Annotated in this window: 19 protein-coding genes; 12 read left to right on the top strand and 7 right to left on the bottom strand. The window is 66.5% G+C overall.

Annotation, left to right across the window (positions count from 1 at the left end; translation table 11 throughout):
* Positions 1-538 precede the first annotated feature (538 nt).
* From DESPIGER_RS07295 to DESPIGER_RS07270, 6 genes are all read left to right on the top strand, one after another.
* The gene (locus tag DESPIGER_RS07295) at positions 539-1,327 is read left to right on the top strand and encodes an HpcH/HpaI aldolase family protein (protein ID WP_072334991.1); all 789 of its coding nucleotides are present in this window, start codon (positions 539-541) and stop codon (positions 1,325-1,327) included.
* A gap of 26 nt (positions 1,328-1,353) precedes the next feature.
* The gene (locus DESPIGER_RS07290) at positions 1,354-2,268 is read left to right on the top strand and encodes an NAD-dependent epimerase/dehydratase family protein (protein WP_072334988.1); all 915 of its coding nucleotides are present in this window, start codon (positions 1,354-1,356) and stop codon (positions 2,266-2,268) included.
* Positions 2,269-2,424: 156 nt separating this feature from the next.
* Entirely contained in the window at positions 2,425-3,195 is a 771-nt protein-coding gene (locus tag DESPIGER_RS07285) for a 3-deoxy-manno-octulosonate cytidylyltransferase (protein WP_072334985.1), read from the top strand.
* A complete protein-coding gene (locus tag DESPIGER_RS07280) occupies positions 3,196-3,801 on the top strand; it encodes an acyltransferase (protein ID WP_072334982.1) in 606 nt (201 codons plus the stop codon).
* 180 nt (positions 3,802-3,981) lie between these two features.
* Positions 3,982-4,620, top strand: coding sequence for an HAD family hydrolase (locus DESPIGER_RS07275; RefSeq protein WP_072334979.1), 639 nt, complete (start codon positions 3,982-3,984; stop codon positions 4,618-4,620).
* The gene (locus tag DESPIGER_RS07270; RefSeq protein WP_072334976.1) at positions 4,617-5,597 is read left to right on the top strand and encodes a hypothetical protein; all 981 of its coding nucleotides are present in this window, start codon (positions 4,617-4,619) and stop codon (positions 5,595-5,597) included. The genes DESPIGER_RS07275 and DESPIGER_RS07270 overlap by 4 nt, the downstream gene beginning before the upstream one ends.
* An 89-nt stretch (positions 5,598-5,686) precedes the next feature.
* Here DESPIGER_RS07270 and DESPIGER_RS07265 read toward each other — a convergent pair whose 3' ends face one another.
* The 4 genes from DESPIGER_RS07265 to DESPIGER_RS07250 all read right to left on the bottom strand — a co-directional run bounded on the left by DESPIGER_RS07265 (position 5,687) and on the right by DESPIGER_RS07250 (position 10,270).
* Positions 5,687-6,637 (bottom strand): DUF5655 domain-containing protein, encoded by a 951-nt coding sequence (locus DESPIGER_RS07265; RefSeq protein WP_072334973.1) that lies wholly within the window; start codon positions 6,635-6,637, stop codon positions 5,687-5,689.
* 108 nt (positions 6,638-6,745) lie between these two features.
* The gene (gene truA / locus DESPIGER_RS07260; protein ID WP_072337621.1) at positions 6,746-7,519 is read right to left on the bottom strand and encodes a tRNA pseudouridine(38-40) synthase TruA; all 774 of its coding nucleotides are present in this window, start codon (positions 7,517-7,519) and stop codon (positions 6,746-6,748) included.
* Positions 7,520-7,858: 339 nt separating this feature from the next.
* Positions 7,859-8,650, bottom strand: coding sequence for a bifunctional hydroxymethylpyrimidine kinase/phosphomethylpyrimidine kinase (thiD, locus tag DESPIGER_RS07255; RefSeq protein ID WP_072334971.1), 792 nt, complete (start codon positions 8,648-8,650; stop codon positions 7,859-7,861).
* Between the two features lie 186 nt (positions 8,651-8,836).
* A complete protein-coding gene (locus tag DESPIGER_RS07250; RefSeq protein WP_072334968.1) occupies positions 8,837-10,270 on the bottom strand; it encodes a carbon starvation protein A in 1,434 nt (477 codons plus the stop codon).
* A 448-nt stretch (positions 10,271-10,718) separates the two neighbouring features.
* Between DESPIGER_RS07250 and DESPIGER_RS07245 the strand changes: the two genes are divergently transcribed.
* Together DESPIGER_RS07245 and DESPIGER_RS07240 are read left to right on the top strand one after the other, a co-directional pair.
* Entirely contained in the window at positions 10,719-12,269 is a 1,551-nt protein-coding gene (locus DESPIGER_RS07245; RefSeq protein ID WP_072334965.1) for a hypothetical protein, read from the top strand.
* 295 nt (positions 12,270-12,564) lie between these two features.
* Entirely contained in the window at positions 12,565-13,248 is a 684-nt protein-coding gene (locus DESPIGER_RS07240) for a hypothetical protein (protein WP_072334963.1), read from the top strand.
* 241 nt (positions 13,249-13,489) lie between these two features.
* On the opposite strand, the gene DESPIGER_RS07235 is transcribed toward DESPIGER_RS07240, so the two are convergent.
* The 3 genes from DESPIGER_RS07235 to DESPIGER_RS07225 all read right to left on the bottom strand — a co-directional run bounded on the left by DESPIGER_RS07235 (position 13,490) and on the right by DESPIGER_RS07225 (position 20,210).
* On the bottom strand, positions 13,490-14,722 hold the full coding sequence (locus DESPIGER_RS07235; protein ID WP_072334961.1) for an MFS transporter: 1,233 nt from the start codon (positions 14,720-14,722) through the stop codon (positions 13,490-13,492).
* A gap of 202 nt (positions 14,723-14,924) precedes the next feature.
* The gene (locus DESPIGER_RS07230; protein WP_072334959.1) at positions 14,925-17,495 is read right to left on the bottom strand and encodes a PEP/pyruvate-binding domain-containing protein; all 2,571 of its coding nucleotides are present in this window, start codon (positions 17,493-17,495) and stop codon (positions 14,925-14,927) included.
* Positions 17,496-17,648: 153 nt separating this feature from the next.
* A complete protein-coding gene (locus DESPIGER_RS07225) occupies positions 17,649-20,210 on the bottom strand; it encodes a sigma 54-interacting transcriptional regulator (protein ID WP_072334956.1) in 2,562 nt (853 codons plus the stop codon).
* A gap of 230 nt (positions 20,211-20,440) precedes the next feature.
* Between DESPIGER_RS07225 and DESPIGER_RS07220 the strand changes: the two genes are divergently transcribed.
* The 4 genes from DESPIGER_RS07220 (at position 20,441) to DESPIGER_RS07205 (ending at position 22,868) form a co-directional block, all read left to right on the top strand.
* On the top strand, positions 20,441-20,746 hold the full coding sequence (locus tag DESPIGER_RS07220; RefSeq protein ID WP_019246963.1) for a DVU0150 family protein: 306 nt from the start codon (positions 20,441-20,443) through the stop codon (positions 20,744-20,746).
* Between the two features lie 18 nt (positions 20,747-20,764).
* Positions 20,765-21,820: a sulfite exporter TauE/SafE family protein gene (locus DESPIGER_RS07215; RefSeq protein WP_072334954.1), complete on the top strand. Its 1,056-nt coding sequence runs from the start codon at positions 20,765-20,767 to the stop codon at positions 21,818-21,820.
* Between the two features lie 11 nt (positions 21,821-21,831).
* Positions 21,832-22,422, top strand: a complete 591-nt coding sequence (locus DESPIGER_RS07210; protein ID WP_072334951.1) for a DUF4881 domain-containing protein — start codon at positions 21,832-21,834, stop codon at positions 22,420-22,422.
* 131 nt (positions 22,423-22,553) lie between these two features.
* The gene (locus DESPIGER_RS07205; protein WP_072334948.1) at positions 22,554-22,868 is read left to right on the top strand and encodes a hypothetical protein; all 315 of its coding nucleotides are present in this window, start codon (positions 22,554-22,556) and stop codon (positions 22,866-22,868) included.
* Positions 22,869-22,875 lie beyond the last annotated feature (7 nt).

Genomic DNA, 22,875 nt, shown 5'->3' with positions numbered 1-22,875 from the left:
GACACAACGGTCCCTTTCGGGGGAACGTCCCGGGGTAGTTTAAAAAAGATGCATGAAGATGGGCACTTACAGAAAAATGGTAAAATCCGTTCTTTCTGCAAAAAAAAGAGTGGATTTTTCATAAAAAATTTCATAAAAAATAGCCAGCCCAACGGACTGCCCTTTTCCGGGATTGGCGAAGAAAAATCTTCGTGAATTTTGGAGCAAAGACTTGACGGCAGAGCACGCTCTGCGTAATCTCGTATCGTGCGTGGCTGTTTGTTTGGTCAAACAGTATTTTCTCCGGTGCGGCACGGTCCGCCAGACTCCGTGCCGCATTTCCCCCCGCTGGCGACGCATGCTTCCAGAGCGCACCACGCAGCCGTGGCCCTTCCTCCTCAAGGCCCGGCGCTCCCCCGCCCGGTTCCGGGCGGGTTTTTTATTATGCCTGCCTCCCCGTCCCCCTTCGCCGGGCCCGCTTGCGCCCTGTGCGGCCACGCGCTATGCTGGCCCCGCTTTCCGGCATAACCCGAGCCCGGCGGCGGCAAGCCGTTTTTTTATGGATATTCATGCTATTCGCGCCAGACTGGCACAGGATGAGCCCACCATCGGCACCTGGCTGCAACTGCCTTCCGCCGATGTGGCGGAACTGATGGCCCGTGCCGGCTATGACTGGGTGGCCGTGGACATGGAGCACGGTTCCTTCGGCCGCACCGGCCTGCCCGACATCTTCCGTGCCATCCAGTGCGGCGGGGCCGCGCCCTTCGCCCGCTTGCCCGTGGCTTCCAAGACCGCCGTCAAGGCCGCGCTGGAGGCGGGCGCGCAGGGCCTGATCTTTCCCATGATCGAGAGCCGGGAACAGCTGGACCAGGCCATCAGCTGGGCCACCTATCCCGGGCATGACGACGGCCGCCGGGACGGGGAGCCCCCGCGCGAGAACCGCGGCGTGGGCTTTTGCCGGGCCAACGCCTTCGGCAGGGATTTCGATGCCTACATGCGGGACACGGCGCCCCGGATCTTTCTGGTGGCCCAGATCGAGCACATCCGCGCCGTGGAGGATCTGGACGCCATCCTTGACCAGCCGCGTCTGGATGCCATCATGGTGGGCCCCTATGACCTTTCCGGTTCCATGGGCCTGACGGGGCAGTTCGACCATCCCGATTTCAAGGCCGTCATGGCGCGCATCCATGAGGCCTGCCGGCGCCACCATGCCCGCATGGGCCTGCATGTGGTGCAGCCCGATCCCGGGGAACTGCGCCGTCAGGTGGCGGCGGGCAGCCGTTTCATCGCCTACGGCATCGATTCGGTCTTCCTCTGGCAGGCGGCGGCACGGCCCGCCGGCGTGTAGGCCGGGGCACTGGAGGGAGGAAGACCGTGAAGGTGACCGTTTTCGGCGGTTCCGGTTTTTTGGGATCGCACATCTGTGACAAGCTCTCCGCTGCCGGCCATGACGTGACCATCGTGGACGTGCGCCCTTCTCCCTGGCTGCGCGACGACCAGAAGATGGTGGTGGGCAGCATCCTGGACGAGGCCTGCGTGCGGGATGCGGTGGCGGGGGCCGACGCGGTCTTCAATTATGCGGGCATCGCCGACATCGGCGAAGCCAACGAGCGCCCCGTGGATACGGCCCGCCTCAACGTGGTGGGCAACGTCATGGTCCTGGAGGCCTGCCGCCGGGCCGGCACCGGACGCTATGTCTTTGCCAGCTCGCTCTACGTCTACGGCAAGTCCGGCGGCTTCTACCGGTGCAGCAAGCAGGCCTGCGAGATCTACATCGAGAACTACCAGGCCATGTACGGCCTGCCGTATACCATCCTGCGCTACGGCTCCCTGTACGGTCCCCGCGCCGACATGCGCAATGCCATCCACCGCTTCGTGCACGAGGCCCTGACCACGGGCGGCATCACCTATTACGGGACGCCCACGGCCCTGCGCGAATACGTGCATGTGGAGGATGCCTCCACGGCCACCCTGCAGGTCCTGGGACCGGAGTTCGCCAACCGGAACATCATCATCTCCGGCAACCAGCCCATGCGCGTGGCCGACCTGTTCAGGATGATCGGCGAGATGCTGGGCAGGGAACTGGAGATCAGATACCAGAACGATCCCGACAGCGGCCATTATCAGGTGACGCCCTACGCCTTCATGCCCCGGATGGGCCGCAAGCTGGTGCCGCCCCTGACCGTTGACCTGGGGCAGGGCATCCTGCGCGTCATGGAGGAGGAGCACCGGCGGCTCCATCCGGAACTGCGGTGCGAGGGCGGCTATCTGGTGCCCACCGGCGACTGAGGTCCGTTCGTTCCGCGCCGGCAGCCCCTGTGCGGCGGACGCCCCGGCCCCCGGGCCCTTTCCCCCGCGGCGCACGGGCTTTCCCGGCCTCCGGTCCGGCTGCGCCCCGTCTTCCCGTCATCCCCTTGCCGGGCAGTCCCTGCCCAGGGAGAAGTCATGAACATCATCGCCATCATCCCCGCCCGCATGGGCTCCAGCCGCTTTCCCGGCAAACCGCTGGCCCTGATCCACGGTGTGCCCATGGTGGGCCATGTGGCCTTCCGCACGGCCATGAGCCGCTGCCTTTCCGCCACCTATGTGGCCACCTGCGACACGGTCATCGAGGACTACTGCAAGGGCGCGGGCCTTGCATGCGTCATGACCGGCGACCATCATGTGCGCTGCTCCACCCGCACCGCCGAGGCCCTGCTCAAGATCGAGGCGGCCACGGGCCGGAAGGCCGACATCGTGGTCATGGTGCAGGGGGACGAGCCCATGGTGCTGCCCGGCATGATCGACGCCGCCGTGGGCCCCATGCTCAGGGACCCTTCCATCAACGTGGTCAACCTCATGGCCGACATGGACACCCCGGAAGAGTTCGAGGACCCCAACGAGGTGAAGGTCGTGGTGGACCGCAACAACGATGCCCTCTATTTCTCGCGCGAGCCCATCCCCTCCCGCAAGAAGGGGGCCGACACGGTGCCCATGCGCAAGCAGGTCTGCATCATCCCCTTCCGCCGTGACTATCTGCTCCGCTTCAACGAGATGGAGGAAAGCCCGCTGGAGATCTGCGAGTCCGTGGACATGCTGCGCATCCTCGAACACGGGGAAAAGGTCCGCATGGTGCCCACCGATGCCCGCACCTGGAGCGTGGATACCCCTGAAGACCTGGCCCGCGTGACGCGGCTCATGGAAGGGGATGCCCTCATGCGGGAGTACGCGAAGTAGATGGGGCCGCTGTCCCGCCTCCGCTCTGCCTGGGAAGAGCTCTGGATAGCCTGCTTCGCCTGGATACCCACGCCGCTGGGCCTGGCCCTGCGCTGGCTGGCCTGGCGCTGGCTCTTTGCCCGCTGCGGTTCGGTACGCTTCGGCACGGGCCTGGGCTTCGTGGGGTGCCGCCACATGCGGCTGGGCGATGCCGTCAGGCTGGGACGGGGCTGCATCATCACGGCCGGGGACGGCGAACTGGTCCTGGGCGACCGCGTGTCCATCTCTCCCTATGCCCATGTGGCGGCCGACGGCGGGCGCATCGTCATGGGCAGGCATGTGGCCGTGGGCCCCGGCACGGTGCTGCGGGCCGCCAATCACTGTTTTTCCCGGCACGATGTGCCCATCCTGCAGCAGGGGCACCATCCGGGCGAGATCGTCATCGGGGACGATGTCTGGATCGGGGCCAACTGCGTCATCACGCCCGACGTGCGCATCGGCCGGGGCGCCGTGGTGGGCGCGGGCGCCGTGGTCACCCGTGACGTGCCCCCGTTCACCATTGTGGGCGGTGTCCCGGCACGCCCCATCGGCCACCGCGGCCGCAGCCGGTGCCCGTCGCGGCCGTAAGGCTGGCGGGAACGGATGACTGTCCCGCATCCCCGGCATTTTTCCTGACCGGACAGGCGGCCTGGACCGCCTTCCGGCTCCGGCCCGCAGGGCTTCGTCCGCTTTGGCGGCGGGGCGCGGGCCTGTCCCCGTATCCTTCCTGTACGGCGCCGTCCCTGACGGCGCGAACAAGGAGTCTGCATGGCCCTGAAATGTCTTGTTTTCGACTGTGACGGCGTGATCCTCGACAGCGTGCCCGTCAAGACGCGCGCCTTTGCCCGCCTGGCCGAGCCCTACGGCGAGGAGGCCCGCGACCGCTTCGTCATGTACCATACCGTGCACGGCGGCGTGAGCCGTTACAAAAAATTCGAATGGTTCTTCCGCGAGATCCTGGACAGGGAGATCACGCCCGCCGAGTCCGGGGAGTGGGGCAGGCGCTTTGCCGAATACGCCCTGGACGAAGTGCGCCGCTGCGGGCTCATCCCCGGCATCGCCCCGGTGCTGGAGCACTGGCGGGGCAGACTGCCGCTCTATGTCTGCTCCGGCGCACCGCACGAGGAACTGAACTTCATCCTCAAGGAACGCGGCCTGGACCGCTGCTTCACGGGCATCTACGGCTCGCCGCCGGCCAAGGCCAGGCTGCTGGCCATGATCGTGGACAAGGCGGGCGTCCTGCCTGACGAGGTGCTCATGGTGGGCGATGCCTCCACGGACCGTGATGCCGCCGAGGAGGTGGGCACCCTGTTCTACGGCACCGGGCCGGAGCTCAGGGGCGGGGATTTTCCCTGGGGGCCCGACCTGACCGGGCTCGATGCCTGGATCGCGGAGCATGTGGCATGATGCAGCGTCCTGTTCGTTTCCTGTGGCTGGCGTGTCTCATGGCGCTGGCTTTGGGCCTGTGTGCCTGCCGGGAGGAGAGCGCCCCCAAGGCGGTTCTGGACAAGGAGAGCGCGTCCGCCGTGGTGGCGAAGGCCGCCGCCGGCCTGCATGTGCCGGAGGCTCCGGCCCCGGCCGGAGAGGCGGCAGCGGCCGCCGGGGTGCTGGATGCGGGCAATGCCTTCTGGCGCTGGGCCGATGTGGCGGGCATCCACGCCGGCCACCTGCTGCGGCAGGCCGAGGACTATATGCGTACCTGGCTGCTGGGCAAGGCGCCCCGGCGTCCTGCGGAGCTGGACGACAGGCCCGCTGTGGAAAAGGCCGTGTGGGGCGAGGCCGACGCTGCCCGTCTGCGGGATCTGGTGGCCACCATGCGGCGGACGCTGGCCAGCATGGAAAAGCTGGTCACGGCGTTCCGCAAGTACGCTCTGGACGACAGCATCGTGGATGACGGGGCGCAGGGCAAGAAGCTGCTGCGCCGCCTGCAGGACGCGCATGCCGAGTTTTCCAGGGCCCGTGACGCCCTGCTGGTGCTGGTGCGTGACCGCAGCCGCCAGGCCGAGGACGTGCTGCTGCGGGGCGATCCGCTGAAAGACGCCATCAGCTCGGCCCGCTTCCTGTTCAGCCGTTTCCTGCTGGGCAGCGTCCTGCTGCGCGAGGGCAATCCCGATGCCGTGGCCGTGGCGGGCTGGCGCAAGGAGATGGAAGAAGCCCTGGCCGCGGCCCGTGGCCAGACCCGGGGCATGACGGACGAAGAGCGGCGCCTCTGGCAGGCTTTTCTGGACAAGGCCGACCTCTTCCCCCGTACCGTGGCCCAGGGGCAGGAGGACGCGTTCAGCAATGCGACGCGCCGCCAGCTCAATCTTGCCTTGCAGGAGGCCCAGGAAGCCTATAATGCGTTCGTGGAGGCCCATAACAGGCGGGATGCGGTAAAAAAATAGTCTTTCCTGCCGGTGGAAAGGTAGGGACCGGATGAAAAGAGGACGCCTCTGGAGCGTCCTTTTTTTATGGTGGTGAGTACGGCGCGGGATCAGCTTTCCTGATAGGCGCGCTCCAGTAGAGGCTTGAGTTTGTCGAGATCGGTCAGGGTACGCAGGCTGATCTCAAGATCCCCGGTGGCCCAGTGGCCTATATTCCTGACATCGCGGCTGAAGCCTTTTTCCAGGTGGATGCTGTCCGGGGAAAGGTGCAGGTAGACTTTGAACCAGCCCTTCATGGGAACCAGACAAGCAAAGTTTTTCAGTCGGGTAAAGGCCACATAGAGCTGCAATTCCTTGCTGTTGACGTCATCCCCCAGCGAGGTGACGAAGCGATACAGTTCCTCGTACAAGGTACGCTGCTCGTCCGGCATGGTCGCCAGCTGGGAGGTCAGGCAGCCGACACTTTCGTCCGGGCTTTCTGGACAGGCGTCGGACTGGGAGTTTTTTCCCGCAGCTTCGATGGACTGCTTTCCGGTACTGACAGGCTCGATACTCGATTGTACCGGATTCAACCATTCCAGCATCAGGAGGTCATCACCGAAATATTTGTAGCGTATCAATTCGATATTGCGGCCGATCTGGGCAACGGCATGTTCATCGAACTTGGTGAAATCCCCGGCTATGCAAAGTACACGGGTTCCCCGCCATTCAATGGCATTGGCGATTTCCTGACCATAGCGTTCAAGGACCAGCAATTTGAAATCTGCCTGGTGGTCGAGCAGCCAGTCGAGGTAATAGAGGCCCTGATTGATAACGTTCTCATTGGTGTGGCGTTTGTACTCCAGGATGACGGGACAATTGTTCTCATCCAGTCCTAGGGAATCTATGCGGCCGCGATGGATTTTTCCCGTACTGAATTCATGCGCCACGAAGCGTATCCCCAAAAAGCATTGCATATGCTTTTCCATCAGATCATGCAGCTCGCGTTCCACCAGGGCCGTACGTGCCGGGAGTGCGGAGGCGCCTTCGGAAGAAAATCTGAACAGTTTTATATCACTCATGACATACTCCATGAATAGGGGACCGTCGCCGCAGAGAAGTATGGACGATACGAAAAACGGGGATATACTGACGCTGGCGATGGGCAGGCCGCGCTCAGTATAACAGTCTTAGTCCGAGTATTCCACATGGGCCAGGGCCAGGCCCTGCGGCGGGGCCGTGGGGCTGGGCAGGGCGCGGCGGTCGGCGGCCTCGAGGATGGCGGGGATCCGGTCGGGGCGCAGCTTGCGGCGGCCGCAGGCGGCCAGCAGCCCGGCCATGTTGCGGACCATCTGCTTCAAAAAACCGTTGGCCGTGACGGTCAGGCGCAGGCAGGGCAGGCAGGGCGGCATGAACTCCACGGGCGGCAGCTCCGTCAGCGTGGCCGCCTGGAGCTCGCGTACGGTGCTCTCCATCTCGGTGCCGGCGTTCTGGAGGCTGGCGAAGTCGTGCCTGCCCAGCAAAAAGGGCAGGGCCGCGCGCATGGCCCCGGCATCCAGGGGCCCGCTGCGCCAGACGAAGGGCGCCAGCCGGGGCGGGACGAAGCCTTTCTCCTGCCAGAAGTCATATACATAGGTCTTGCGCAGGGCGCTGATGCGGGCATGGAAGCCGGGGGCGGCCTCCTGCCAGTGCAGGACGCGCACGTCCGCGGGCAGCAGGGCGTTGAGGGCGTGGCGCCAGTCCAGACCGGGGCGGCGGGGCACGTCGCAATGGGCCACCTGACCGTGGGCATGGACGCCCGCATCGGTGCGGCCGGAGCCGAACACGCGCACGGGCCGCCCGGCGATGCGGCCCACGGCGGCTTCCACGGCGGCCTGCACGGTGGGCGGCGGGGTGGGGATGTCCTGGATCTGCCAGCCGCAGTAACGGCTGCCGTCATAGGCCAGCAAGAGCCTGAGACGCATGGGGGAAGAAATGTCCGGCATGGAGGATCTGGGGTTGATGTGGAAGGAAAGGGGGTCGGCGGCCCGCAGCCCGGCCTGGTGATGGTCAGGTGCCGTACGAAGGCCTTTTCCCGCAGGGGAGGGACCGGCATCCGCAATTCTTGGGCTCGATGCCGGGGAGGGGCGTTTTTCCATGCCCTGCCCGTGGTGGAAAGCCATTGCCTGCCGGGGCCGTTACCGGACGCCCCTTCCGGGATGCGGCGCATGAGCGGGGGCCGGGAGCCGGGGAAAGGGCCCTTCCTTGCCTCAGCAAAGAAGCTCCCTCTCCCCGCGGTCCTCTCCCCGCGGCATGTCTTGCGTCTAGCGGCGGGCGGCGTGGTTGACGGGCCCGCAGCCCTTGCCGGGCGCGTAGCTCTGGCGCAGGGCGAGGTTGAGGAATTCCTGGGCGCGGGTCACGGCCACCTGCAGGGGCAGGCCGTGGCCGAGACCGGTGGCGATGGCCGCCGACAGGGTGCAGCCGGTGCCGTGGTTGTTGGTGGTCTCCACCTTGGGCTGGGGCAGGAATTTGGGCGCCTGTCCGGCCTGGCAGAGGCAGTCCGTGACCACGATGGAGCTTTCCATATGCCCGCCCTTGATGAGCACGGCCTTGGCGCCCATCCTGATGAGCGCCTCACCGGCGGCAGCGGCGTCATCGGCGCAGCTGATGGTCATGCCGGTGAGCATCTCGGCTTCGGGGCGGTTGGGGGTCAGCAGGTCGCAGCCGGGGATCATGCGTTCCCTGAGGGCCTCCACGGCATCCTCACGCAGCAGGCGGCTGCCGCTCTGGCTCACGGAAACAGGGTCCACCACCAGCGGGAAGCTGCGGTCGCGCAGGGCGTCGGCCAGGGCGTTGATGATGCCGGCCGAGAAGAGCATGCCGGTCTTGGCGGCGTGCACGGGAAAACCGTCCAGCACGGCGCGCAGCTGCAGCACGACGAATTCGGGCCCGGGCGCGTGGATGCCGGTGACGCCCAGGCCGTTCTGGGCGGTCAGGGCCGTGATGACGCTCATGCCGTAGCCGCCCAGGGCCATGATGGTCTTGAGGTCGGCCTGGATGCCGGCACCGCCGCCGGAGTCGGAACCGGCGATGGTCAGGATGTTGGGGGTGCGCATGGATATCTCCTGTTCTGTGATGGCGGTCCGGCGGCCGTGGGAACAGGCGGCCGGACAGCAGGGTTATACGCTGCCTCCGGGAGCGGCGCAATGCCGGCGGCCAGGGCGCGGCGCCGTGCCGGGGCACGAAAAAAGGGCAGGGAAGATCCCTGCCCTTGTGCGTGACTGCGGGTGGAGCGGCGAGCGCTACACTTCGTCGATGCTGGGCGCGCCGGCGATGGGCTTGCGGGCCAGGGCCAGGAAGGCGACCAGGCAGATGGCGGCCGCGATCACGCCGATGATGTCGGCGGTCTGGATGCCCATGCCGAAGCCCATCTTGGGCTCATAGCAGATGTAGGAGGTGCACACGGCCGTCATGAAGGTGGCGGGCACGGTGCAGATCCAGTGCAGGCGGTGCTTGCGGTACAGGTAGGCGGCGGCGGCCCAGAGCATGATGGCGGCCAGGGCCTGGTTGGCGAAGCCGAAGTAGCGCCAGATCACGTTGAAGTCCACGAAGTTCAGCACCACGCCGATGGCGAAGATCGGGATGGCGATGGCCAGACGGGCCGGGATGGCGGACTGCTTGAAGTTGAACATTTCGGCGATGGTCAGGCGGGCGGCGCGGAAGGCCGTGTCACCGGAGGTGACGGGCAGGGCCACCACGCCCAGGATGGCCAGCACGCCGCCGATGGGGCCCATGAGGGCGCGGGCGGTCTCGTTGACCACGTTGGCGGGGCCGCCCGCGGCGGCCAGGGCTTCGGGGCTGGTGTAGAAGGTCATGCCCACGGTGGCCCACACGAGGCCGATGAAGCCTTCGGCCACCATGCCGCCGTAGAACACGGCCTTGCCCTGCTTTTCATTGCCCAGGCAGCGGGACATCAGGGGCGACTGGGTGGCGTGGAAGCCGGACAGGGCGCCGCAGGCGATGGTGATGAACACCAGCGGGAAGATGGGCAGCTGCTGGGGATGGGTGTTGGGGAAGGCGGCCCAGTTGTAGAACTCGCAACCGCTGGTGAACATGGTCACGGTCATGCCCACGGCCATGATGATGAGCACGGCGCCGAACAGGGGGTAGAGGCGGCCGATGATCTTGTCGATGGGCAGGATGGTGGCCAGGAAGTAGTAGGCGAAGATGACGGCGACCCAGAACATCTGGTCCATGTAGTCGGGGGTCAGCTTGGCCAGCAGGCCGGCGGGGGCGGCCACGAAGACCACGCCCACGAGCAGCAGCAGGATGACGGCGAACACGCGCATCACCTGCTTGGCCGCGTTGCCCAGGTTGTAGCCCACGATGGTGGGCACGTTGGCGCCCTTGTAACGCACGGAGAGCATGCCGGAGAAGTAGTCATGCACGGCACCGGCAAAGATGGTGCCGATGACGATCCACAGCAGGGCGCTGGGGCCGTACAGGGCGCCCAGGATGGGGCCGAAGACGGGGCCCACGCCGGCGATGTTCAGCAGCTGGATGAGCCAGACCTTCCACATGGGCATCTCGACGTAGTCGACGCCGTCGGCCATGGTCTTGGCGGGGGTGGGACGGTTCTCGTCCGCACCGAAGATCTTCGCGACGATGGAGCCGTAGACGATGTAGCCCAGGATGAGGCCGGCTACGGCAAGAAGAAAGTAAACGTAATTCGGCATAGTATCCGCTCCCTCTGCGGCTATTCCGGTTAAAAGGTGAAAGCGGCGGCCGGGCCTGTGGCATCTGGCTGCCCTTGTTAGTAGGGGTTCGTGATTAGCATGGCGCAGGGGGGGCGTCAACAGAGGGAAATGCTTTTTTTCCGCTGCCGGTGCGGCCGGGAAGGCCTTCCTGCCCGCCGGGCCAGGAGGACGTTCCCGCGCAAAAACAGGCAGTTGGCATGGGGCCTGTGGGCTGTGCCCGTGCCGGAGGGCGGGCCGCAGCAACGCAGGGACAGCGTCATCGGGCGGCTCCGGGACCGGAAGGGCGGCCGCCCCGCGAGGGCTGCGGCGGGGAGAAGCCCGCAAAATGCCTTCACAGCCGTGTGCCGGGATGCTAGCATGCCCCCAGCCTGCCGTGCAGCGGCAGCGAGTTTTTTGGGCGTGCCTTCCTGCCGCCCGGAGGTCCTGCATGAAACTGGAAACCAAGGCACCGGCCCAAAACCGGTTTGCTCCCCTTGCCTCCGCGTCCCCGTCCGGCGGACGGCTGGATGACCTGCCCGCCCCCAGGACGCCGCGCGGCGGCCACAGGCTGGGCTGCCTGGCCCTGCTGCTCCTTTTGCTGGTGGCCGGGGCCGCCGTCTGGCTGAGCCGCGACGACGCCACCCGCGATGCCTGGCGCACGGAGGCCGTGACCTGGCTGGATGCGCAGCTGGAAGGCACGGCCCTGGCGCCCCTCATGAACCTGCTGCGCGAGACGCCCCCGCCGCCCCCGCCCTCGGTGGCCACGCCCGCCACGGAGCCGGGCACGCTGGCCGGGCCCGTGGTGCAGGGCACGGTCAGTGCCCTGGTCAGGACGGATTTCGTGTCGCCCGGGGCCGCCATGCCTGCCCCGGCCGGACAGGAGGCGCCAAAGCGCCAGTACCCTGCGGACAGCCGTGTGCAGCCCGCTTTCGTGGATGACCTTGCCGGGCATGTGCTGGAACGCTTCCAGGGCAGCGGCCTGGATGTGAGCCTGCCGTCCCTCAACCAGCGTTACGGCGTCAGGCTGACAGGCCTGGCCGGCGGCAGCCGTGCCGCCGTGCTGCGTTATGCCTTCCATCCCGACATGCTGCGCAGCCTGTACACCATCTATGCCGACCGCTTCCTGGACAGCCTTGACCGCCAGTGCGCGGAACGCCACTGGAGCGACCTGCAGAAACGGCAGCTGCACATGGCCCTTGCCGGGCGCCTGAACGCCTGGGCCGCCGCTCTGGACGGCGTGGCCGCCGTACCGGACCTGAACGCGCGTCTGGCCGAGAGCGAGCGCCTGCTGCAGGAATCGCTGGACATCTACAGCCGCATGGCCAGCACGGTGTTCGAGCTGGACGAGGCCCGGCAGCGCAACGATGCCGCCGCCATCGCCACGGCCCAGCTGCGGGTGGACGACATCACGGCCCGCTACCGCCAGGCCATGGATGCCCGCACGGCAGCCCAGCATGCCCTGGTGGGCGACATCCGCCGTCATGCCGGTGCCGCCCTGGATGACGATACCCTGCTGTTCGTGGCCCAGTGGGTGGGCCGCCGCCTGCAGCAGGACGGCAAGGCCCTGGCCGCTGTCCGCGCCGGTTCCGCGGCGCTGCGGGACATGGCCGGGCGCTGTACCCGGATCGCCAGCGGCAAGGCGGCGGTGGAACAGCCCGCCGCCCCTGCCGTCAATGATGTGCCCCTGCGGCCCGGCCCCAAGCAGGCCCGGCCCCGTCCGGCGGCCGCTCCGGCACTTCCGGCCGCTGCCGGCGGGAACGCTCCTGCTGCCCCGGCCGCTCCGGTGACGGCACCGGTATCCTCCCCGCAGGGGACGGCTCCTGCGGCCCTGCCCGCCCAGGGGCCCGCGGTCGGAGGGACGGTCACGCCTCCGGCCCTCGCGGTCCCGCAACCACCTGCGGCGCCCGCGCCTGTGCCCGTGCCCGCGGCCATGCCGCCGGCCACGGGAGGCACATCGGCCGGTGGTCCCGTGCTGCCCGCACCGGCCCCGTCCCGTTAGGGCGGCGACGCACCGGCCCTGTCCCCGTGAACAGGAGCGGGAAGGGCAGAGGCATGGCGGGATGCGCCGCTGCACCCGGCCATACGGCCAGGCGGGAAGGATGTCCGCGGCAGGCCGGATCCGGCCGGGGACTCCGGCAGCTCCACGATCTTCACATTTCAAAGGCAAAGAGGGGGAGTGCCTGCGGGCGGCTCCCCTTTTTCACACGCCGGGCAAGGGCGCCGCAGCGTCCCCTCCCGGTCTGCCGGGATGTCCCGGCCCTAACGGCGGGCCCGTGCCCGCAAGGAGGCGTGCCATGCGCGCGGTGTTCCCCAAAGACTTTTCCTGCCGCGGCAGTGTCCTGTGCTGCCTGCTGCTCCTCGGCTGTCTGTGTCTCTGGCCTGCCTGTGCCCGCGCCCTTTCGGCCGATGCGGCCCGCGCCTGCGTGGTGGAGGCGGGCGGGGCCGTGGACAACGCGGACGCGGCCTGCTTCGAGCAGCTGGTGGACATGGATGCCATCCTCCACGAGGCCGTGGACCTGTTCATGAAGGAGGCCGCCAAACCGGAAAACTCCTCCCTGCTGCCGCCCATGCTGGCCCTGATGTTCTCCGGGGCCGCCCTGGCCGAGGACAACGGCCTGGGCGTGCGCACGCTGCTGGTCTCCGAGGCCCGGGCCTTCGTGCACAACGGCATCGCCTCCGGGGCCTTTGCCGGGAAGAGCGTGCAGGGCTACGAAGCGGAAGGATGGGTGGCCCCCCTGTTCGAGTCCGTGTCCAGGGGCCGCAAGGAGATCCGCAACGTGGGCACGCCCGTGCGGCAGGGCCAGGACTGGATCGTGCCCTTTGTGCTGCGCGACCACGGCAACGGCAACAGCTATGCCGTGCGTGCGCGGGTGAGCGACGCCGGGGGCAGCCCGCGCGTGGTGGCCGTGGAGAATCTGCGCCAGCTGTTCGTCATCCTGGGCAAGGAGGCCCGGGAGCTGGAAAGCCAGGCGCTCTGAGCGGCGTGCGGCCCTGGCCCGGAAGGCAGCGGAACGACGCCGGGCGAAAGCCGGAAGGATCCGTTTCGCGACGCGGGGCAGGCCCGTCCTCCATCCCGGCAGGCCCGCCGGGGACTGGCCCCCTTTTTTTTCAAAAGGGCAAAAACAGAAAACCACCCGTATGCCGGGTGGTTTTCTGCGTTGTGAGGGGGGGCGCCGGAGGGTCTCCCCGCCGCCGGATAAAACGGGAGGCGCCGGGGGATCAGCGCCTTTGCTGTTCCCTGCGATCCCAGAGGGCCAGGCGCAGGCGGTCGAGGACCATGAAAGCGCCGCTGCACAGCACCATGAAGGCCGCCGCCATGAAGACGCCCCGGTAGCCGAAACCGGCATGGATCACGGCGCCGCCCAGCAGGGGCCCCAGCATGCCGCTGGCATCGAAGGTGAGCATCATCACATTGGAGTTGATGGAGCGCGTGGCATCGGTGGAGCGGTCGTAGATGGTGGCCGCCAGCAAGGGATAGAGCAGGCCCAGGCCCAGGCCGTACAGGATGGTCAGGGGCAGGAAGGCCCAGAGGGGGCCCCAGGCCAGGCCGGTCATGCTGATGGCCAGCGCCACGGCGCAAAGGGGCACGATGCGGTAGCGGGGCAGGGTGTCCAGCACATGGCCGCCGAACAGGCGCACCAGGATGATGGTGATGGTGTAGCCCATGAAGAACATGGCCGGAGTGGCGCCGGTGGTCACGCACAGGCCCTTCATGAAGTAGATGGCCAGGGCCGTCATGATGCTGAAGGAAAGGCAGGCCAGATAGATGCAGGCCAGACCGGAATGGGTCATGGCATGGAGGACGGCCCGCGGCGTCATCTGGTTTTTGGCCGTGGCGGCGGATATCTCGGGCCTGCGCAGCTTGGGGGCCAGGGGCACGAGCATGCACAGGGCGGGGATGGCCAGCACGGCCATGAGGGCGAACAGGCGGGGCTCGCCGCCCAGCAGGGGCAGTATCTGCTCGCCCACGGCCGGGATGATGGAATAGGGCAGCAGGGTGGTCAGGGAGAAGATGGCGAAGCCCCGGGCGCTCTGGCCCTTGGGGATGCAGCTGACCAGCACGGCCACCACACAGCTGGAATAGACCGCCAGCGAGATGCCCTGGGCGATGCGCAGGGCCAGGATCAGCCAGATGCTGTCGGGCCCGTGGATGAAGGGATAGGCCAGCATGATGCAGCTGGAAAGGCAGATGGTGACCAGCAGGGCGGGCAGCTTGCTGCGCGAGAGCAGCACGATGCTGGCCAGGGGCCGCCAGAGCAGGACCATGGCGAACAGGGCCGAGAGCAGTATGCCGCGCCAGTTGGGGCTGACCTGCAGGCCTTCCAGCCATTGTTCGAAGCAGTAGAAGACGGCCATATAGCTGTTGTTGCACATGGCCATGCAGAAAAGCAGGATGAAATCACGGCTGAAGAGCGTCTGCGTTTTTTCGTTTCCGGGCAGCGTGGGGAGCATGGAAGAAAGACCGCCTTGCTGAAAAGGGAGGGGAGGGGACGAGACAATCTAAGGCCATTTGGTTGCGTCCGCAACCCGACCCGCCAAAAAAATGGTTACTCTGGCGGAAGGGAGCGGAACGGGAAAGCCCCTCCGAGGGGAGGGGCTTCCATAACAGTCATGCGCTCGCGCGCGGCAGCAATTAAGGGGTCCTCGCAGGGGATCAGTGATATTCGCCGTTGAGGAATTTCATGGCATAGCCGTGCACGGCCGCATCGGAGGTCATGAGCATGTCCATCTGGCGGGTCATGATGAGCAGACGGCCCAGCTGGTCCAGGCGCGAAAGGATCTCCAGCCGGGGGTACTTCTGGTAACGGGCGCGGATGCGGTCGCCCACCACTTCCACGGTGAAGCCCAGCTCCGTCAGGATGATCCCGATGCAGCGCACGCGCCGTTCGCGCTGCACGCTGCCGGCGGCCCCGCCGGCGAATTCGAAGCGGATGTAGTTCTTGCTCAGGGTCTCGCCGCACCAGCTGTCCAGGATGGCGTAGTGGTAGCCCACGCGCGAGGAGAAGTTCACATAGCGGTCCGAGACGATGGCGTAGCTGCGGTCCCCGAAACGCTGGCCGCCCTGCTGGTTGCCGCCGCTCATGTTCTGGCTCATGACCGACAGGAAGCCCCGCATGTTGACGGGGCGGGGGCCGCGGGCCTGGACGGCGGGGTTGAGCATGCCGGACAGCACTTCGGCAAAGGGCTCGCTGATGACGTCCCCGGGCGTGACGCGGCGGGATTCGGGGTTCCTGAGGCCGCCGCCGAGGTCGATGATGTACAGGTCCAGAGGCACCGGGCAGACCAGCTGGCTGGCCGCGCCCATGCTGCCTTCGGTGACGCTGTCGGAGATGAGGAACATCTCGCTGTAGCTTTTTTCATGGGCGTAGCGCATGACATCGTGCAGCGAGGTGCAGTTGGCCGGGCTGAAGAGCTCGGAATGCGGGTCCACCAGGTGCAGGGGCATGATGTAGCTGGCGATGCGGCGCAGCAGGATCAGGGCCGGGGTGTCCGCGGCGGGACGGCGGGGCTGCAGGCGCAGGGCCAGCAGCTCGGGGATCTCGCCCTTGAAGACGCGGCCGCCGATGGCGTCCACGGTGACGACCTCGCCCTCTTCCAGCAGGCTGGTGGCACCGGGCAGGTTGATGACCGTGGGCATGCCGAACTCGCGGCAGACGGAGGCCATGTGCCCGGTAAGGCTGCCGGTCTCGGCGATGATGGCCGAGGCCCGCTGCATGGCCACCATGGCATCGGGCGAGGTGTGCTGCAGGAGCATGACCGCGCCCTCGGGGAAGTGGGTGAGGTCCTGCGAGGGCTGCACATGGACGACCGGGCCGCAGCCTACGCCCTTGGCCGCCACCTCGCCGCCGCTGAGCAGGGGCCGCAGGTGTGCGAGCGCCGGGGCCGTCACTTCGCTGACCGAGGCGTCCAGGCCCATGGGCCGGGTCTGGAGCAGGATGATCTGGTCGTCCTCGTCCACGGCCCATTCCACGTCCTGCGGGTACTGGTAGTGCCGCTCCAGCTCCAGGGCCATGGCGGCCAGCCGCTGCGCCTGTTCGTGCGACAGGCTGGGCACGTTGCGCAGGCTTTCGGGCACGTCCTCTTCCTGGCTCTCCACGCCGTGGCGTCCGGGGGCCAGCACGAGGCGGACCTCCTTGTGGGCGATGGTCTCCTGCTGGATGCGCAGGTTGGCGCGCGAGACCAGCCAGTTGTCCGGGGTGGCCGTGCCGTCCACCACCATCTCGCCCAGGCCCCAGGTGCCCTGGATCATGACGCAGTTGGAGCGCAGGTCCACGGGATGCCGGGAGAAGGCCACGCCCGCCGCCTTGGCCTGCACCATCTTGAGGCAGCACATGCCCATGCTGGTGGCGTCCAGGGGGTAGCCGTTGCGGGCGCGGTAGGCCAGGGCCCGGGGCGAGAACAGACTGGCCAGCACACGCTTGAAGGCCGAGGGCAGGCTCTCGCGCGTGACGCCGAGGATGCTCAGGTACTGGCCGGCGAAGGACTGCACCCCGTCCTCGTCCACGGCGCTGGAGCGCAGGGCGGCCTGCACCTGGCTGTCCTTGCCGAAGGCCTCGTCCCAGCCGTCGAGCAGGGCTTTTTCCACGTCTTCGGGCAGGGGAGCCTCCAGGATCAGGTTCTGCACGGTACGGGCGGCGTCCTGCAGGCTGTGGGGCACGTCGGCGTCCACCTTGCACAGGGTGCTGTGGATCTTCTTGAACAGGCCGCTGGGGCGCAGCAGGGCCAGGCTGCTGGCCTGGATGGTCACGGCGAAGCCGGGGGGCACGGGCATGTCCAGCATGTTGCTCAGTTCGCCCAGGTTGGCGTTCTTGCCGCCCACGCTGTAGCCCATGCTGGCGTCCACTTCCGTCAGGGGCAGGATGAGCGCGTTGACGTCGCCGCGGGTGTGCTTTTCCAGCTCGTTCTCGATGCGCTGGCCGATGGCGGCCACGCTGCTTTCCAGTTCCTTGTAGTGGCCGCGCGACATGTCGTTGAGGCAGGCCGCCATGCGCTCGCAATGGAAGATGGCCTTGCGGGCGATGCGGCGTACCTGATGGGTCTCCAGATGTTTGTCGCCCCGCTGGGCCGCGTCCAGCTTGGCCAGGATGGCGGCCAGGTCCGCGTTGGACTGGAGCAGTTCGTTGAAGGAGGCGTAGCGGCGGCCGAAAGCGGCCATGGCCTGCTCGCGGCTGATGCGCGGCCCCATGCCTAACAGGCGTTTGAGGGTCTTGATGGTCGTGGTCATGGAACGTCCTTTTGCTTCCCCCGGCAGGGCAGTGGAAGGCAGGCGGCGCGGGGAGGCCCGGCCTGTTCTGGAGGCCGGGACCGCCCGGGACAGACCGCCGGGCATCCGGCAGGCGGCCGTACCGCCGTGCCGTCATGTCCCGGAAGGGCCGCCTCAGGCACGGAACCCGCGTGCTGCTGGCAACACTATATAGCGCTGGGCCGGGCCGCGTCCTTCCCTGCGGACAAGACCCAGGCGGACCAGGATCTGCAGGTCGTACTGGGCGGTGCGCATGGAGATGTCCTTGCCTGCCATGTCCTGGTATTCCTGCCGGCTGATGCTGCCGAGCTCCACAAGGCGGGGCAGCAGCCGGGCAAGGCGGGCATTGAGGCGCGGCGGGGCGTCTTCCGCGGCGGGCGGCTGTTCCCCGTTCCCGGCCGGAGCGGGCTGGACGGCGGGCGGTTCCGCCGTTTCCGCGGCGTCGCCGGAGGGCTGCCTGTTGTCGGCCCGCGCGGGCGGGCAGGAGAGCTTGCCGCGTTCCGGTCGCGCAATGTCCCCGGGAAGGGTGTCCGGTCCCAACTGGATGTTCTCTGCAAAAATGAGGCCATTTTCGCAAAAAGCCAGGGCCCGGGTCAGGCAGTTCTGCAGTTCGCGCACGTTGCCCGGCCAGTGGTATTCCTGGAGCTTGCGCAGGGCGCCGCGGCTGAGGCGCGGCGTGGGCAGGCCCTGGGATTCCGCGGCCCGGGTCAGGAAGAAGACGGCCAGCAGGGGCAGGTCGGACTTGCGCCGGCGCAGGGGGGGCGTGCGGATGGTGATGACGGCCAGGCGGTAATAGAGGTCCTCGCGGAAGGAGCCTTCCTGGGCGTCCTGCAGCAGTTCCGCATTGGTGGCGGCGATGATGCGGGTGTCGAAGGGCACGTCCTCGTCACTGCCCAGGGGACGGATCATGCGGGTGGAAAGGGCCCGCAGCAGGGCCTGCTGGACCTTGGGGGCCGCGTTGCCGATCTCGTCCAGCATCAGGGTGCCGCCCTCGGCCGTGAGAAAGGCGCCCTTGCGGGGCTGGCGCGCTTCGGTGAAGGCGCCCTTGACGTGGCCGAACAGGGTGTCCATGAGCAGGTTCTCGTCCAGGGCCCCGCAATTGATGGTGATGAAGGGGCCGTTGGCCCGGGGGCTGGCCTGGTGGATGGCCGCCGAGACCAGCTCCTTGCCGGTGCCCGTCTCGCCGATGACGAGGACGTCGGCCATGGTGGGCGCGGCCTTGAGGATGTTGGCGCGCAGGTCCTGCATGGCGGCGGAGGTGCCCACGAGGCCGTTCTCGGGGATGTCGTCCAGTTCCGGCATGTTCTCGGCGGGCTCGCGGGCCCAGCGGGCGTCCTGCATGAGCTGCTGGTTGAGCTGTTCCTCCTCGCTGCGGCGCAGGCGGTGGAGCAGGGCGTTGATGGCGTCCTTGAGCTGCTCCAGCTCGCGGGGCATGGGCGGCAGCACCAGCGGGTTGGAGCTGTGGCTGTCGATGCGCAGGTTCACTTCATTGGACAGGCGGCGCAGGCGTTTGGTGGTGCCGCGTGCCAGCCAGGCCAGGCCCAGGCCCAGCAGGCAGATGCCGGCCAGCAGGCAGATGCCGTAGATGCCGACGATCTGGATGCCGGTGCGCGTGGCGGTGAAGCTGGTGTCCAGCACGGCCAGGCCGCCCATGATGGTGCGCGGGCTGTCGGGGTTGGCGGCAAAGGTCACGGGCGCGAAGCTGACGCCTTCCACGGGGCTGTTCTCGTGCCCCCAGGCATCGCTGTTGTCCAGGAAGATCTGGCCGGAATGCCCGCCCTGGACGCTGGAGACCATGGCCCAGTAGTTGACGTGGTTGGGGCCGGGCCGGAAGGCGGTGCTGAAGCCGGCGCGGCCGAACTCGCCCTGGAAGCCCGCGCGCAGCGAATCGCTGTTGAGGCGGCCGCTGGCCTCGTCCGCGTCCAGGTTCTCGGACTGGAAGAGCATCCAGCCCTGGTTGTCGAAAAAGATGCTGCGGATGCGGGTCTCGTCATCGGCGGTGCGCAGGGGCGCGGCCGACGAGGAGAACATGCTGATGGCGTCACGCAGGACGGTCAGGTCCAGGGAGAGGATGAGCATGCCCTGGAAGACGCCCTGGGCGTCATAGATGGGCGTGGAGAAGCGGATGACGTAAAGGGGGATGCTTTGCACGGAATCGTTGAGCGGGACCATGGAATAGACCACTTCCAGGGGCTGGCTGACCTGCACATGACCGGGCCGCTGGGCCGCGCTCAGACTGGTGAAGGGGTTGCCCACGGTGGCGGAGGCGATGTCGGGAGGGATGGAGATGATCTCGCCGCCGTAGCTGAGCAGCAGATAGCGCTGGGAAGGATCCGTGCCCATGAAGGCCACCTCGCGGTAGCGCAGGCCCTCGGCGCGCACGCGGAACTGGAGGCGCCGCACCATGTCCTTGGGTTCCATGGAGCCCGCGGCCAGGATGAGGAGCTGGTTCCTGGTCTCTGTGAGAATTTGCTCAAGCGAAAGGCTCATGGCCTGGGCCTGCAACTGGGCATTGCGGGCTATTGCGCGGTTGACGAGGGTCTCGATACTGCGTCCCGTTGCGAGGAAAACAAGCAATAAAATCAGCGTCAAAAGCGGCAAACCAAGCAAAAGCACCCGGCCTGTCATGCTGCGGTTGACGAAGAAGCGGGTGGTATCCAGCGAATTTCCCAGGACGGGTCTGGTCCAGCTGCGCATACATCCTCCCGATAACGCAAAAAGCGTGCAACTTTCCCGAAAATCTATCCGCAATGCGCAGTTTTCGCAAGGGGAAAAAAACTTCGGAGTGTTGCCAGTCAACGATTTTCGGCATTTTTAGTGAAACTGGCACGGGTGTTGCTTAAAAAGAGCATGTGAAGTTTGGGACGAATGGTCCTGCCGTGGGACGCAGGATCTGGATGTAACAACCCCAAGACCCGGAGGAGAACATGAAAATGATGCGCAAGCTCTGGACAGCCATTGCGGGCAGCTTCGTCATGCTGCTGGTCATGATGCCTTCCCTGGCCCTGGCTGCCAAGAAGGCCGCGGCGAACGTGGTCATCGTGGCCGATACCCGTCGCCTGGATGGGCTCATGCTGTGGTGGGCGCAGATGTACAATGACAGCCATCTGTACTTCACCATCCTGACCATCATCATCATTCCTGTGACCGGTTGTATCTTCGGCATCCTGGCCGACCTCGTCATGTCGCACATCGGCATCGACCTCAAGCACCGCGAGCTGGCTGAACACTAGGCCGGAAGGGAGGAAAACATGGATTGGTTGTATGTTTTGATGCCCATTTCCGGCGTGACGATTTTCTGGCCCGGTCTGATCATTCTGGGCCTCGGCGTCGGCATCATCGGTGGTTTCTTTGGTATGGGCGGTGCCTGGATGGTTACCCCCGGTCTGAACATCCTCGGCTTCCCCATGGCCTTCGCCGTGGGCACCGACATGGCCCACATGGCCGGCAAATCCCTGATCTCGACCTTGCGGCACGGCAAGTTCGGCAACGTTGACTACAAGCTCGGTCTGACCATGCTGGTCGGTACCATCGTGGGCGTGGAACTGGGCGCCCAGATGCTCATGTGGCTGGAACGCCTGGGTTCCGTCGACCAGGTCGTGCGCTGGCTGTACGTGGTGCTGCTGATCGCCATGGCCTGGATGGTCTTCCATGACGTGGCCCTGCGCAAGAAGAAGGAACGCGAAGCCGCTGCCCGCGGTGAGGAACTGTCCAAGACCGCTACCGGTATCGACTGGGCCTCCAAGCTGCACGCCATCCGCATTCCCCCCATGGTCCACTACCACGCCGCCGGCATCTACTGCTCCATGTGGCTGCCCGTCGTGATGTCCCTCGCCACTGGCTGGCTGGCCGGTATCCTCGGTATCGGCGGCGGTCTGATCCGCATGCCCGCCCTCGTGTACCTGGTCGGTTGCCCCACCCACGTGGCCGTGGGTACGGACCTCTTCGAAGTGGCCATCTCCGGCCTGTACGGCGCCGCTTCGTTCACCTACAAGGGTCGTGTTGAACTCGTGGCCGCCCTCATCATGCTGATCGGGGCCGCCGTGGGTGCCCAGATCGGCGCCGTTGCCACCAAGTACATCAAGGGTTACGGCATCCGCGTCGCCTTCGGTACCGCCGTGCTGGGCTGCCTCGCTTCCGTGATCCTGAAGCTCATCCAGCCTTACTTCCCCGCCTACTCCGGCTTCATCAATGGCGTGGCTACCGTGGTGGTTCTGGGCTTCGTGAGTGGTATCTCCATCTACATCGCCGTCCGTATGGTGCAGGGCGCCAAGGCTGAACTCGCAGCCAAGAAGCGCCAGGGTTAAGGAGGCAGCACATGAGAATGCGTAACGTAATTCTGACTCTGGTACTGGCGCTCAGCCTCGGTCTGACCGCGTGCGAATTCGGCCAGGTGGAACAGGGCCGCTGCGTGGCCTTCAACCCCGAAACCAAAACCCTGCTGGTGGTGCTGGACGTCAACCATGACCAGCTCAACCCCCACTACTCCGGCGGCATCCATGAGTACACCCTGCCCGCCGACCCGGCTGAAATCGGTCCCCTGCCCGTCCCCGGCGGCCGCGTGATGTTCGACCTCGACAAGTCCACCGTCACCATCTACAACCCCGCGACCAAGGCTCTGGAAGTCCTGAACGTGCAGTTCACCGATGTGGAGAAGGGCATCAAGCGCACCCATCCCAAGGTGCAGGGCAAGACCTTCCCCATCATCGACAAGGACAAGATGACCGTGACCGAATACTCCGGCCGCCTGCAGGCCCTGGTGACCTTCACCATCCCTGCCGACAAGCTGGACATGCCCCCGGCCACCTGGGAAGCCGGTGACGAAGTCCGCATGTACTACAAGGAAAATGCCAAGCATCAGGCCCTGCGGTTCATGAACATCACCCGCACCAACATCTTCAAGAAGTAAGCAACAGCAGCATCCACAACCAGGGGGGCGGCCCCTCCGCCCCCCACCCCTCCCTCCAGACGAGACTGCCGTGAAGACCCTTTCCCGGCAGTCTTTTGATAAGAGACCCTCTTCCCGCCAAGGAGCCCGCCATGACCAGCAGCTACAAGCGTTCCCTGTATTGCAGCATCGTCCGCATCGCCGCCAACGTGGTGATGATCGCCGCTGTCTTCCTGGGCATGTACATGGCGTCCCGTGCTCCCATGTCCTCCATGGGCACGTTCTGCCTCTGGTTCTTTGGCATCTCCATCCCTGTCTGGATGGGGGCGTTCGCCCTGATCCGCAAGATCCGCCAGCTGTATGCCGATGAAGGCGCCACCTACATCGAACTGCCCCGGCAGGGCGCCAGCCTGGTCTACTGGCGGGTGCTGGAACAGCCCCGGGACCGTCTGGGGATCGTTCGCTGACATTCGC

The organism is Desulfovibrio piger (genome assembly GCF_900116045.1).
In the GTDB taxonomy this organism is placed as follows: Bacteria; Desulfobacterota; Desulfovibrionia; order Desulfovibrionales; family Desulfovibrionaceae; genus Desulfovibrio; species Desulfovibrio piger_A.
The sequence above is the reverse complement of the archived record's forward strand: the minus strand, read 5'-3'. Positions and strand labels throughout refer to the sequence as shown.